The following is a 13,036-nucleotide window of genomic DNA, read 5'->3' as shown; positions in this document are numbered from 1 at the left end:
AGAAGTGAAGAACGTGCAGATTCCGGCCATTCTGGTCCTTGAGGACGGCCGCGTGTTCCACGGGCGCTCCTTCGGGGCTGAGGGCGAGGCGTTCGGCGAGATCGTGTTCAACACCGGTATGACCGGCTACCAGGAGACGCTCACCGACCCGTCCTACCACCGGCAGATCGTCGCGATGACCGCGCCGCACATCGGCAACACCGGCGTGAACGACGACGACCCCGAGTCCGGGCGGATCTGGGTGGCCGGCTACGTGGTGCGCGAGCCGGCCCGCATCCCGTCGAACTGGCGGGCGCGCCGCACGCTGGACGAGGAGCTGCGCCGGCAGGGCGTCGTGGGCATCGCCATGCCCGGCACCCGCGCGCTCACCCGGCACCTGCGCGACCGCGGTGCCATGCGCGCGGGCATCAGCACCACCGAGACCGACCCGGCGCGGCTGCTGGCCCGGGTCCTGGACAGCCCGCAGATGGCCGGCGCCGACCTGTCGGCCGAGGTCACCACCACCGAGCCCTACACCGTCCTCCCGCCGGAGGGGGTGCCGACCCGCTTCACGGTCGCCGCCGTGGACCTCGGCATCAAGGCGATGACCCCGCAGCGGCTGGCCGAACGCGGCTGCGAGGTGCGGGTGCTGCCGGCCACCGCCACCGCCGAGGAGATCCTCGCCCTCGACCCCGACGGCGTGTTCTTCAGCAACGGTCCCGGCGACCCGGCCACGGCCGACGGCCCGGTCGCGGCGATGCGCGGCGTCCTGGAGGCCCGCCGGCCGCTGTTCGGGATCTGCTTCGGCAACCAGATCCTCGGCCGCGCCCTGGGGCTGGGGACCTACAAGCTGCGCTTCGGGCACCGCGGGGTGAACCAGCCCGTGCGCGACGTGCACTCGGGCCGGGTGCACATCACCAGCCACAACCACGGCTTCGCCGTCGACGCGCCCACCGACGGGCCGTTCGAGACGCCCTACGGCCGCGCCGAGGTCAGCCACATCGACCTCAACGACGACGTGGTCGAGGGACTGCGCCTGCTGGACCGGCCGGCCTTCAGCGTCCAGTACCACCCCGAGGCCGCCGCCGGACCGCACGACGCCGCCGAACTGTTCGACGAGTTCTGCGCCCTGATGGCCCGTGAGAAGGGCGCGGTTCCCACCGGAGCCGCCGGGTGAGGGACGGTCTGCCGCCCCGCCACCGCGCGGCCGGGCGCGCGCCGCAGCGCGCCGCGCCCGGCCGGCCACAGCCGACCCCGACGAGCCCCGTCGGCCCCGCCGCCGTCCGCGGTGCGACGCCCAGCGTCGCGTGCCGTGCAACCGCAACTTTCCGAGGGAACAATGCCGCGCCGCAGTGATCTGTCTTCCGTACTCGTGATCGGCTCCGGGCCGATCGTCATCGGCCAGGCGTGCGAGTTCGACTACTCCGGCACCCAGGCGTGCCGGGTGCTCAAGGCCGAGGGCCTGCGCGTCATCCTGGTCAACTCCAACCCGGCCACCATCATGACCGACCCGGAGTTCGCCGACGCCACCTACGTCGAGCCGATCACGCCCGAGATGGTCGAGAAGATCATCGCCAAGGAGCGCCCGGACGCCCTGCTGCCCACGCTGGGCGGCCAGACCGCGCTGAACACCGCCGTCGCGCTGCACGAGGCCGGCGTGCTGGACAAGTACAACGTCGAGCTCATCGGCGCCAACATCGACGCCATCCAGTCCGGTGAGGACCGCGACACCTTCAAGGGCATCGTCGAGCGGATCGGCGGTGAGTCCGCCCGGTCGCGGATCTGCCACACCCTGGAGGAGTGCCTGGCCGCCGCCGACGAGCTCGGCTACCCCGTGGTCGTCCGCCCGTCCTTCACCATGGGCGGCGCCGGCTCGGGCTTCGCCCACGACGAGACCCAGCTCCGCCGCATCGCCGGCCAGGGGCTGGCGCTCTCGCCGACCACCGAAGTGCTCCTGGAGGAGTCCATCCTCGGCTGGAAGGAGTACGAGCTGGAGCTCATGCGCGACGCCCACGACAACGTGGTCGTCGTCTGCTCCATCGAGAACCTCGACCCGATGGGCGTGCACACCGGCGACTCCATCACCGTCGCGCCCGCGATGACGCTGACCGACCGCGAGTACCAGCGGCTGCGCGACATCGGCATCGCGGTCATCCGCGAGGTCGGGGTCGACACCGGCGGCTGCAACATCCAGTTCGCCGTGCACCCCGAGACCGGGCGGGTCATCGTCATCGAGATGAACCCGCGGGTGTCGCGCTCCTCGGCGCTCGCCTCCAAGGCCACGGGCTTCCCGATCGCCAAGATCGCCGCGAAGCTCGCGGTGGGCTACACCCTGGACGAGATCCCCAACGACATCACCGCGGAGACCCCGGCCAGCTTCGAGCCGAGCCTCGACTACGTGGTCGTGAAGGTGCCGCGGTTCGCGTTCGAGAAGTTCCCCGGTGCCGACCCCGGGCTCACCACCACCATGAAGTCGGTGGGCGAGGCCATGGCCATCGGCCGGTCCTTCCCCGAGGCGCTGCAGAAGGCGATGCGGTCGCTGGAGAAGAAGGGCGTGGGCCTGTCCTGGGCCGGCGCGCCCGGCGGGGAGCAGGAGAAGCGGGAGCTGCTGCGCGCCGCCGCGACGCCCACCGAGCACCGGCTGCACCAGGTGCAGCAGGCGCTGCGGGCCGGCGCCACGGTGGAGGAGCTGTACACCGCGACCCGGATCGACCCGTGGTTCCTCGACCAGCTGATGCTGCTGGAGGAGACCGCCCGCGAGCTCGCCGCCGCGCCCAAGCTGGAGGCGGAGCTGCTGCGCTCGGCCAAGCGGCTCGGGTTCTCCGACGCCCAGATCGGGGAGATCGTCGGCAAGTCCGAGGAGGTGGTGCGCGAGCTGCGGCACGCCCTCGGAGTGCACCCCGTCTACCTCACGGTGGACACCTGCGCCGCGGAGTTCGCCGCGCGCACGCCCTACCTGTACTCCAGCTACGACGAGGAGACCGAGGTGCCGCGGGGCGAGCGCCCCAAGGTGATCATCCTGGGCTCCGGGCCGAACCGCATCGGCCAGGGCGTGGAGTTCGACTACAGCTGCGTCCACGCGTCCTTCGCGCTGGCCGAGGCCGGCTACGAGACGGTCATGGTCAACTGCAACCCCGAGACCGTCTCCACCGACTACGACACCAGCGACCGGCTCTACTTCGAGCCGCTCACGCTGGAGGACGTCCTGGAGGTCGTCCGGGCCGAGCAGCTCACCGGCGAGGTGGTCGGCGTGATCGTCCAGCTCGGCGGCCAGACCCCGCTGGGCCTGGCCCGCGCGCTGAAGGCGGCCGGCGTGCCCATCGTGGGGACCAGCCCCGAGAGCATCGACCTGGCCGAGGACCGCGGCGCCTTCGGCGAGGTGCTGGAGGCCGCCGGGCTGCCCGCCCCCAAGCACGGCATGGCCCGGTCCTTCGAGGAGGCCAAGGCCATCGCCGACGAGATCGGCTACCCGGTGCTGGTCCGGCCGTCCTACGTGCTGGGCGGCCGCGGCATGGAGATCGTCTACGACGAGGACATGCTGCGCGCCTACATCGAGCGCAACGCCGAGGTGAGCGCCGAGCACCCGGTGCTGGTCGACCGGTTCCTGGACGACGCCATCGAGATCGACGTCGACGCCATCTACGACGGCACCGAGCTCTACCTCGGCGGCATCATGGAGCACATCGAGGAGGCCGGCATCCACTCCGGCGACTCGGCGTGCGCGCTGCCCGCCATCACGCTGGGCGGCGAGGACATCGAGCGGATCCGCACCTCGACCGAGGGCATCGCCCGCGGCACCGGCGTGCGCGGCCTGCTCAACGTCCAGTACGCGCTCACCTCCGGCGTGCTCTACGTCCTGGAGGCCAACCCGCGCGCCTCGCGGACCGTGCCGTTCGTCTCCAAGGCGACCGCCGTCCCGCTGGCCAAGGCCGCCGCCCGGGTCATGCTGGGCGCCACGGTCGCCGAACTGCGCGCCGAGGGGCTGCTCCCGCAGCGGGGCGACGGCGGCACGCTGCCGCTGGACGCGCCCATCGCGGTGAAGGAGGCGGTGCTGCCGTTCAACCGGTTCATCGACCGCCAGGGCGAGGGCGTGGACACCGTGCTCGGGCCGGAGATGCGCTCGACCGGCGAGGTGATGGGCCTGGACGCGCTGTTCGGGGCCGCCTACGCCAAGTCGCAGCTGGCCGCCTACGGCTCGCTGCCTACGTCGGGCCGGGTCTTCGTCTCGGTCGCCAACCGGGACAAGCGCTCGGCGATCTTCCCGGTGAAGCGGCTGGCCGACCTCGGTTTCGAGATCCTGGCCACCGAGGGCACGGCGGTGGTGCTGCGCCGCAACGGCGTGCACGCGACCGTCGTGCGCAAGCACAGCGCGGGTCCCGGCCCCGGCGGGGAACCGACTATCGTGCAACTCATCCACGACGGCGGCGTGGACCTCATCGTCAACACCCCCTTCGGCGGTGCCGGGCAGTCCGGCCCCCGGCTGGACGGCTACGAGATCCGCACCGCCGCGGTCGTGCGCGGGGTGCCGAGCGTCACCACGGTGCAGGGTCTGGCCGCCGCCGTCCAGGGAATCGAGGCCCTGGTACGCGGCGACGTCGGTGTGCGCTCCCTCCAGGAGCACGCCGAGGCGCTGCGCGGGGACGAGGGCTGACCCGGGGGCGCGGGCGCCGCCTGGTGGCGCCCGCGCCGAGAGACGCCGAGAAGAGGGGCCCACGGGTGAGTGATTTCCGACCGGTGCAGATGCGCAGCCCGGTGCTGACCGTGCGGCGGGTGGACGCCTACTACGCGGTCACCGTGGTGGCCCCGGGCATCGCCGAGCGGTTCCGCTCGGGGCAGTTCATCGCGGTGGCGGTCGGCGGGGAGCAGTCCAGCATGCTCTCCCGCCGCGCCTTCGCCATCCACGACGTCAAGCCGGACTACGGCGGCACCGTGGAGTTCCTGTTCGCGGTCCGCGGCAAGGGGACCGCCTGGCTCGCGGAGCGCCGGTCGCGGGACCTGCTCGACATCGTGGGTCCGCTGGGGCGCCCCTTCCCGCTGCCGCGCGACCCGGTCAACTGCGTGCTGGTCGGCGGGGGCGCGGGCAGCGCGCCGCTGTTCCCGCTGGCGCACACCCTGCGCCGCCGCGGCTGCCGGGTGGACTTCGTGCTCGGCGCGGCATCGGCGGACCGGGTGTTCAGCGCCATCACCGCCCGGCGGGTGGCCGAGACCGCCACCTTCACCACCGACGACGGCTCGTTCGGCGTGCGGGGGCGGGTCACCGACGCCCTGCCGCAGGTGCTGGAGGACGCGCCGTCCGACGTCGTCTACGCGTGCGGGCCGATGCCGATGCTGCGGGAGGTGACCGCGCTGGCGGCGCGCTACGACATCCCGGTGCAGGTCTCGGTGGAGGAGACGATGGCCTGCGGCACGGGCGTGTGCATGACGTGCGTGGTGCCGGTCGTCGGGGAGGACGGCATCACCCGGATGGCGCGCTCCTGCGTCGACGGACCGGTCTTCCGGGGCGAGCGGGTGCGGTTCGACGACGTCGGCACCATCCCGTTCGACGCCCTGGGTGCGCCGGGGTGGAAGGCGCGCGGGGACGACCCCGTCTCGGCGCGCGAGGCGGGCTGAGGCGTGGCGGGAAGGTCCTCCGGTCCCGCCGCGGACGCCGTACCCGGCGTCGCGTGGTGGAAGGGGCTGGACGGCCGCGCCCCCGGGCTTGCGGCGGCGGTGGGGCCGCCCCCGGCGCGGCCGCCCGCCGCCGTGCGCGGCCCGGCGGGAGCGGGAGCGGCAACAGCGAGAACGAAAGGTGCCTCGGGGATGAGCCCGGACCTGCGGACGCGGCTGGCCAACGTGGAGCTGGCCAACCCGATCCTGACGGCGGCCGGCTGCGCCGGCGCCGGACGGGAGCTGGCGCAGTTCTTCGACATCGCGCGGATCGGCGCGGTCGTCACCAAGTCGGTGATGCTCGACCCCCGGGCCGGGCTGCCGGCGCCGCGCATGGCGGAGACCCCGAGCGGGCTGCTCAGCGCCACCGGCCTGCAGGGGCCGGGGATCGAGGTCTTCCTCCAGCGCGACCTGCCGTGGCTGCTCGCGCGCGGCGGACGCGCGGTGGTGTCGATCGCGGGCGGCAGCCCGGCGGAGTACGCCGAGCTCGCCCGGCGGCTCTCCGACGCGCCCGGCGTCACGATGATCGAGGTCAACCTGTCCAGTCCCAACCTCGCCGACCAGGGCCGGCACTTCACCGACGACCCGGCCGCCGCGGCCCGCGTGGTGCACGCGGTGCGCTCGCACACCCGCTCCGACATCCCGGTGTTCGCCAAGTTGTCGCCCGACGTCCCCGACCTCGTGGAACTGGCCGTGGCGTGCGTCCAGGCGCGCGCCGACGGCCTGTCCATGATCAACACGGTGCGCGGCATGGCGATCGACACCACCACCATGCGCCCCGCGGTGGCCGGGGGCGTGGGCGGCGTCTCGGGGCCGGCCATCCGCCCGATCGCGGTGGCGTGCGTGTACGAGGTGCACGCCGCGCTGCCCGACGTCCCCATCATCGGCATGGGCGGGGTGCGCACCGGCACCGACGCGCTGGAGTTCCTGCTGGCCGGCGCGTCGGCGGTGGCCGTGGGGACCGTCATCTTCCACGACCCGTCGGCGTGCGTGCGCATCCTGCGGGAGTTCGAGGAGGAGCTGGAGGAGCGCGGGGTGCGCCGCGCGGCCGACCTGGTGGGCGCCGCGCACCGGCCCATGGGCGCGCAGCCGGCCCGCTGACCCCCGGCCCTCTGTGACGGCGGATTCACGCAACGCACTGAGAGCCCCGCTGCGGGGTCGAAGCGCCCGGAGTGCACACCGGTGGCGCACGCCGCTCATCAGGGCGGCTGCCGCCGTCTGGTGGCCGTCCAGGCGGGTCATGGCCTCGCTCCGTGGTCGCGGAGGCCGGGGCCCGGGGCGGTGCGCTGCGGGCCAGCGGTGCGGGGCCCGTACCGCCCCACCGCCCTCCGGGGCGCTCGCCAGGCATGAACCCGCGCAACCGGGGAACCGCACGAGTCGGTGCCCTGGTTGCCACGCACGACCCGCCCGCACAGCGGGCGTGTGATTCCGATCACCTGTGACCCGAAGGAGTAACGACCGTGGCCGCACCCATCGCCGTCGCCATCGACGCACCCGACATCGAGACCGCCGCCCGGTGGGCGTCGGCGGTCGCCCCCCACGTCAGCACGGTGAAGGTCGGGCTGGAGCTCTACCTGCGCTACGGCCCCGACGTGATCACGACGATCCGGGGCGGCAACCGGGTCTCGCTGTTCCTGGACCTCAAGCTGCACGACATCCCGGCCACCGTCTCCGGCGCGGCGCGCGCCGTCGCCCGGCTGCGGCCGTCGCTGCTGACCGTGCACGCGGCCGGGGGCGCGGACATGATCCGCGCCGCGGTGGACGCCGCACCCGAGACCCGGATCGCCGCCGTCACGGTCCTCACCTCGCTGGACGACGCGGCGCTGGAGCGGACCGGGGTGCGCGGCCCGGCCTCCGACGCCGTGCGCCGGCTCGCGGTGCTGGCGGTGGAGGCCGGCGCGCGGGCGCTGGTCTGCTCGCCGCACGAGGTGGCGTCGCTGCGGGCGGAGGTGGGCCCCGACATCACGATGATCACCCCCGGGGTGCGGCCGGCCGGTGCCGACCGCGGCGACCAGGCGCGGGTGGCGACCCCGGAGGAGGCGCTCGCCGCGGGGGCCGACCTGCTCGTGGTCGGCCGGCCGATCACGCGGGCGGCGGACCCCGGCGCGGCCGCCGCGTCGATCGCCGCCGCGCTCCGCCGAGCGGGTGCCGGGACGGGCACGCGCTCGGTCTGAGGCCCCGCCGATGGCGCTCAGTGGCCTTTTTCGGACACTTGCGCGTCTCGAAAAACGTACGCCCGAAATTCATCTCGCGGGCACGGGCATGGCGAACGTCACGCGGCTCGCGGTGCAGGGCGACCGCCTCTCCGGCACCTCTCGGGTCGGGCCTAAAGTCCCGAATTTGCTGCCGCTCCGCAGTCGGGCGCCTACCAAACGTAGTTAGTTGGACCAAATAGCGGTTGAAAGGCCACTTTGCGTTGCCGAAGAGGCCCGGAACCTACTAACTTGCGCAGGCGTCCGCCCTCCGAAAACGAGAGAAAACCGAGGTGACCCGGCGTGGCCCTTCCTCCCCTCACACCTGAACAGCGCGCCGCGGCTCTGGAGAAAGCCGCGAAGGCCAGAAAAGAGCGCGCGGAAGTCAAGAACCGTCTCAAGCACGGTGGCATCTCGCTGTCCGAGGTTCTCGCCGGCGGCCAGACCGACGACGTCATCGGCAAGATGAAGGTCTCCGCCCTCCTCGAGTCGCTCCCCGGCGTCGGCAAGGTCCGCGCCAAGCAGATCATGGAGCGCCTCAACATCGCCGAGTCCCGGCGTGTCCGGGGTCTGGGCGCCAACCAGCGCGCGGCGCTGGAGCGCGAGTTCGGTGGTGACGCCAAATAGCGGTGTGACCGCGCGGCGGGTCGACCGGTAGGACGGCGACCCGCCCTGCGACCCCGGCCGCCCTGCGGGGCGGCCGGTCCCATCATCACGGACGCCGCGTGCCGCGGCGCGACCGACCCGGAGCGGCCCCAGCGGTCCGCCGCCGGCCCGGGAGCGCCGCGGCACGGTGATATAAAAGACCCACAGCCTGGTCCGAGGCGGACCGGCGGAAGCCCTTCCGGGCCCGGAAGCCCCGTCCCGGCGCGCCTCGGAGGACCCGCCGCCCGGCCGGGTCGGCGCGGATCCCGCGGAACCGCCGCGCCAGGGGCGGGCGGTGGACGGAGAGCACGAGCCCTCCGCGGCGCGGGCGGAGGCCCCGTCCGCGCGCCGCACCCGGAAGTGCCCCGCACAGGCGTGCCGGAGCGACGCCGCTCCGGAGCGCGGGCGGGGGACGGGCCTCCCTAGACTGGGCGGGACCGCCACCCCCGTCGCACACCGCGGGGAGGGACCGCCGCCGTCACGAGGACGGGGCGGGCGCGCCGGCCGCATCCCCGCCGGCACCCACGGAACACCACCAGCGTCGAACCGCTCGCGCGGATGACTGAGGGTCTGAATCCATTGTTCAACGAGTCCGGCATATCCGGCGGCGCGGCAGCCGCGTCGCAACGGCTCACGGTGCTGTCCGGGCCCTCCGGGGTCGGCAAGAGCACGGTCGTCAGGGAGATCCGCCGCAAGCACCCCGAGGTGTGGCTGTCGGTGTCGGTCACGACACGGAGCCCCCGCCCCGGGGAGACCGACGGCGTGGAGTACTTCTTCGTCGACGACACCGAGTTCGACCGGCTGGTCGCCGCCGGCGAGCTCCTGGAGTGGGCGGAGTTCGCGGGCAACCGCTACGGCACCCCGCGCGGGCCGGTGGAGAGCCGCCTGCGTGCCGGGCACCCGGTGCTGCTGGAGATCGACCTCCAGGGCGCCCGCCAGGTCCGGGAGACCATGCCCGACGCCCTGCTGGTGTTCCTCGCGCCGCCGTCGTGGGAGGAGCTGGTGCGCCGCCTCACCGGGCGGGGCACCGAGCCGCCGGAGGTGGTGCAGCGCCGCCTGGACACGGCCCGGGTGGAGCTGGCCGCCGAGAAGGAGTTCGACCTGACACTGGTCAACACGTCGGTGCGCGACGTGTGCGACGAGCTGCTAGCGTTGATAGTCGCGCCAACGGTGTGATAGCGGGCGCGCCCGGCGGGTGGAGAGGCCCGACCGCGGCCGGAGGGACGACGTCCCACCCGTCCACCGGCCGGCAGGCTAACGTGGCGGCAGGCCGACGAGGCGGCCGCCCGGCCGGCCCGCCGGCACCGAGGTCGCGGCGAACCGGCCGCCGACCGAACATCCGAACCATCCCACGGTCCCGGGTCCGGGACCGGCGAACCGTCTAGGGGTACGCAACGTGGCAGGCACGCAGCCCGTCGCCGAAGGCATCACCAACCCGCCGATCGACGAGCTCCTTGAGGTCGTCGACAGCAAGTACAGCCTGGTCACCATGGCGGCCAAGCGTGCCCGGCAGATCAACGCCTACTACGCCCAGCTGGGCGAGGGCCTGCTGGAGTACGTCGGCCCGCTCGTCGAGACCCAGGTGCAGGAGAAGGCGCTGTCCATCGCCCTGCGCGAGACCAAGGAGCGCCTGCTGACCGCGGAGCCCTACGAGGGCGCCTGACCGGGCGTCCGGGTGGCCGCCGCCCGCACGGGACGCGGCGGCCGCCCCCGCGGCCGGACTCCGCGCCGCCGGGGCCCGCTCCGGGTGACCCGGAGGCGCTTCGTTAGAGTCCCACCGTGAGTACAGAGCACCCCAGGGTCGTCCTCGGAGTGGGCGCCGGCATCGCCGCCTACAAGGTCTGCGAGCTGCTGCGCCGGTTCACCGAGTCCGGCCACCGCGTCCGTGTCGTCCCGACCGACGACGCCCTGCGTTTCGTCGGCGAGCCCACATGGGCCGCGCTGTCGGGGGAACCCGTGGCCACGGGTGTCTGGAACGCGGCGCACGACGTGCCGCACGTCCGTATCGGCCGGGAGGCCGACCTCGTCTTCGTCGCCCCCGCCACGGCCGACCTGCTGGCCCGCGCCGCGCACGGGATCGCCGACGACCTGCTCACCAACACGCTGCTCACCGCGCGATGTCCGGTGGTCTTCGCCCCGGCGATGCACACCGAGATGTGGGAGCACCCGGCGACCCGGGCCAACGTCGCCACCCTGCGGGAGCGCGGCGCGATCGTGCTCGACCCCGCGGTGGGCCGGCTCACCGGCGCCGACACCGGCCGGGGGCGGCTCCCCGACCCCGACGAGCTGTTCGCGGTCGGGCAGCGGGTGCTCCGCCGCGGCGGGCTGGAGACCGACCTCGCCGGACGGCGGGTGGTCGTCTCGGCGGGCGGCACCCGGGAACCGATCGACCCGGTCCGCTTCATCGGCAACCGCTCCTCCGGCCGGCAGGGGTACGCGCTGGCCGCCACCGCGGTGGCGCGCGGCGCCGCCGTCACCCTCGTCTCGGCCAACGTCGACCTGCCCGACCCGGCCGGCGCCGATGTGCGCCGCGTGGGATCGGCCACGGAGCTGCGCGCCGCCATGCTGGCCGCGAGCGCCGAGGCCGACGTCGTCGTCATGGCGGCGGCCGTCGCCGACTTCCGCCCGCGGACCGCGGCCGAGGCCAAGATCAAGAAGTCGGGGGCGGCGCCCCGCCCGATCGAGCTGGCCGAGAACCCCGACATCCTCGTCGAGCTGACCCGCGAGCGGAACCGCGCCGGCACGGGGCAGGTCGTGGTCGGCTTCGCCGCCGAGACCGACCACGTGCTGGAGCACGGCCGCGCCAAGCTGGCCCGCAAGGGCTGCGACCTGCTCGTGGTCAACGAGGTCGGTGAGGGGCGCGCCTTCGGGACCGCCGACAACCAGGCGGTGGTGCTCGGCGCCGACGGCTCGGCGACGGAGATCCCGAACGGGCCGAAGGAGGCGCTGGCGGACCGCGTGTGGGATCTCGTCCGGGAGCGTCTGGCAGGCTGATTCCCCCGGTAGGGTGGCGTCTGCGACGATGGCATCGAGCAACACGCGACGGAGATTCGAGCGGGAATCGCACCCGAGCGGCTTATGCTCCGGGGGTTGGCGAAATCCACTCCCGACGTCACACTGTGGTTCGGACCGCCACCGAGGCAGCCCGGGCCGCCGAACCGAACCATGCCCGGGGGCACGCTGCGGCGGGGACCCGCCCGGTACCGCTGCGCAGCGCGTCCGGTCTCTCCCCACTACAGTGGGCCCCATACCAACCGCGCCGGTTGGGATTCGACGGGACCGCCACCCCGCCCGTCGTGCCCCAATTCGCGCCGACAACTGTCAGCCAGCAGCCGCTGCAAGGAGTCACTCAACGTGTCCCGTCGCCTTTTCACCTCCGAGTCGGTCACCGAAGGCCACCCCGACAAGATGGCCGACCAGATCAGTGACGCGATCCTCGACTCGATGCTCAAGGACGACCCGAAGAGCCGGGTCGCCGTCGAGACCTTGATCACCACTGGACAGGTGCACGTCGCCGGTGAGGTCACCACGGAGACCTACGTCGACATCCCGAGCATCATCCGCGAGAAGATCCTGGAGATCGGCTACGACTCCTCAGCGAAGGGCTTCGACGGGGCCTCCTGCGGCGTCTCCGTCTCGATCGGCGCGCAGTCGCCCGACATCGCACAGGGCGTCGACACCGCCTACGAGGCGCGGCAGCAGCAGGGCATCGACGACCTCGACCGGCAGGGGGCCGGCGACCAGGGGCTGATGTTCGGTTACGCCAACCGCGAGACGCCCGAGCTGATGCCGCTGCCGATCAAGCTCGCGCACGCGCTCGCGCAGCGGCTCTCGGCGGTGCGCCGCGACGGCACCATCCCCTACCTGCGGCCCGACGGCAAGACCCAGGTGACGGTCGAGTACGACGGCAACACCCCGGTCCGGCTGGACACCGTCGTGGTCTCCAGCCAGCACGCCCCCGACATCGACCTCGGCGAGCTCCTCACCCCGGACATCAAGGAGCACGTGATCGCGCCGGTGGTGGCCGACTACGGCCTCGACTCCGACAACTACCGGCTGCTGGTCAACCCGACCGGGCGCTTCGAGATCGGCGGCCCCATGGGCGACGCCGGCCTCACCGGCCGCAAGATCATCGTGGACACCTACGGCGGCTACGCCCGGCACGGCGGCGGCGCCTTCTCCGGCAAGGACCCGTCCAAGGTCGACCGCTCGGCCGCCTACGCCACCCGCTGGGTCGCCAAGAACATCGTGGCGGCCGGCCTGGCCGAGCGCGCCGAGGTGCAGGTCGCCTACGCCATCGGCAAGGCGCACCCGGTGGGCGTCTTCATCGAGACGTTCGGTACCGAGGCCGTGGCGCCGGAGGTGATCGGGAAGGCGGTCCAGGAGGTCTTCGACCTCCGCCCGGCCGCCATCATCCGCGACCTCGACCTGCTGCGGCCCATCTACTCCAAGACCTCCGCCTACGGCCACTTCGGCCGCGAGCTGCCGGAGTTCACCTGGGAGCAGGCCACCCGCGCCGAGGCGCTGCGCTCGGCCGTCGGCGCCTGACGCCGGACGTCTGACGCGGCGCGGCC

10 protein-coding genes are annotated in these 13,036 nt (G+C 73.5%); all 10 read left to right on the top strand.

Annotation, left to right across the window (positions count from 1 at the left end; translation table 11 throughout):
* Positions 1-4 precede the first annotated feature (4 nt).
* The 10 genes from carA to metK all read left to right on the top strand — a co-directional run bounded on the left by carA (position 5) and on the right by metK (position 13,010).
* A complete protein-coding gene (gene carA / locus DEF28_RS06275) occupies positions 5-1,156 on the top strand; it encodes a glutamine-hydrolyzing carbamoyl-phosphate synthase small subunit (protein WP_114396267.1) in 1,152 nt (383 codons plus the stop codon).
* Between the two features lie 162 nt (positions 1,157-1,318).
* On the top strand, positions 1,319-4,630 hold the full coding sequence (carB, locus tag DEF28_RS06270) for a carbamoyl-phosphate synthase large subunit (RefSeq protein WP_114396268.1): 3,312 nt from the start codon (positions 1,319-1,321) through the stop codon (positions 4,628-4,630).
* Positions 4,631-4,695: 65 nt separating this feature from the next.
* Positions 4,696-5,589 carry a dihydroorotate dehydrogenase electron transfer subunit gene (locus tag DEF28_RS06265; RefSeq protein WP_114396269.1) on the top strand — a complete coding sequence of 298 codons (894 nt, stop codon included), beginning with the start codon at positions 4,696-4,698 and terminating at the stop codon, positions 5,587-5,589.
* 189 nt (positions 5,590-5,778) lie between these two features.
* The gene (locus DEF28_RS06260; RefSeq protein ID WP_114396270.1) at positions 5,779-6,726 is read left to right on the top strand and encodes a dihydroorotate dehydrogenase; all 948 of its coding nucleotides are present in this window, start codon (positions 5,779-5,781) and stop codon (positions 6,724-6,726) included.
* A gap of 359 nt (positions 6,727-7,085) precedes the next feature.
* Complete coding sequence (gene pyrF / locus DEF28_RS06255; RefSeq protein WP_114396271.1) at positions 7,086-7,799, top strand: orotidine-5'-phosphate decarboxylase; 714 nt, start codon at positions 7,086-7,088, stop codon at positions 7,797-7,799.
* A 321-nt stretch (positions 7,800-8,120) separates the two neighbouring features.
* A complete protein-coding gene (mihF, locus tag DEF28_RS06250; protein ID WP_114396272.1) occupies positions 8,121-8,444 on the top strand; it encodes an integration host factor, actinobacterial type in 324 nt (107 codons plus the stop codon).
* A 576-nt stretch (positions 8,445-9,020) separates the two neighbouring features.
* Positions 9,021-9,638, top strand: coding sequence for a guanylate kinase (gene gmk / locus DEF28_RS06245; protein WP_114396273.1), 618 nt, complete (start codon positions 9,021-9,023; stop codon positions 9,636-9,638).
* Between the two features lie 220 nt (positions 9,639-9,858).
* Positions 9,859-10,125 (top strand): DNA-directed RNA polymerase subunit omega, encoded by a 267-nt coding sequence (gene rpoZ, locus DEF28_RS06240; protein WP_114396274.1) that lies wholly within the window; start codon positions 9,859-9,861, stop codon positions 10,123-10,125.
* Between the two features lie 116 nt (positions 10,126-10,241).
* Entirely contained in the window at positions 10,242-11,456 is a 1,215-nt protein-coding gene (gene coaBC / locus DEF28_RS06235; protein WP_114396275.1) for a bifunctional phosphopantothenoylcysteine decarboxylase/phosphopantothenate--cysteine ligase CoaBC, read from the top strand.
* Positions 11,457-11,816: 360 nt separating this feature from the next.
* Positions 11,817-13,010, top strand: coding sequence for a methionine adenosyltransferase (metK, locus tag DEF28_RS06230; protein ID WP_114433158.1), 1,194 nt, complete (start codon positions 11,817-11,819; stop codon positions 13,008-13,010).
* Positions 13,011-13,036: the final 26 nt, after the last annotated feature.

It is taken from the genome of Marinitenerispora sediminis (assembly GCF_003336425.1).
GTDB classification, from domain to species: Bacteria; Actinomycetota; Actinomycetes; order Streptosporangiales; family Streptosporangiaceae; genus Marinitenerispora; species Marinitenerispora sediminis.
Note: the sequence above shows the minus strand (reverse complement) of the source record. Positions and strands in the feature narration are given on the sequence as shown.

Bases quoted from the DNA above. Each gene is read 5' to 3' on its own strand.
- carB (WP_114396268.1), top strand. From the start codon at position 1,319: ATGCCGCGCCGCAGTGATCTGTCTTCCGTACTCGTGATCGGCTCCGGG.
- DEF28_RS06260 (WP_114396270.1), top strand. From the start codon at position 5,779: ATGAGCCCGGACCTGCGGACGCGGCTGGCCAACGTGGAGCTGGCCAAC.
- gmk (WP_114396273.1), top strand. From the start codon at position 9,021: ATGACTGAGGGTCTGAATCCATTGTTCAACGAGTCCGGCATATCCGGC.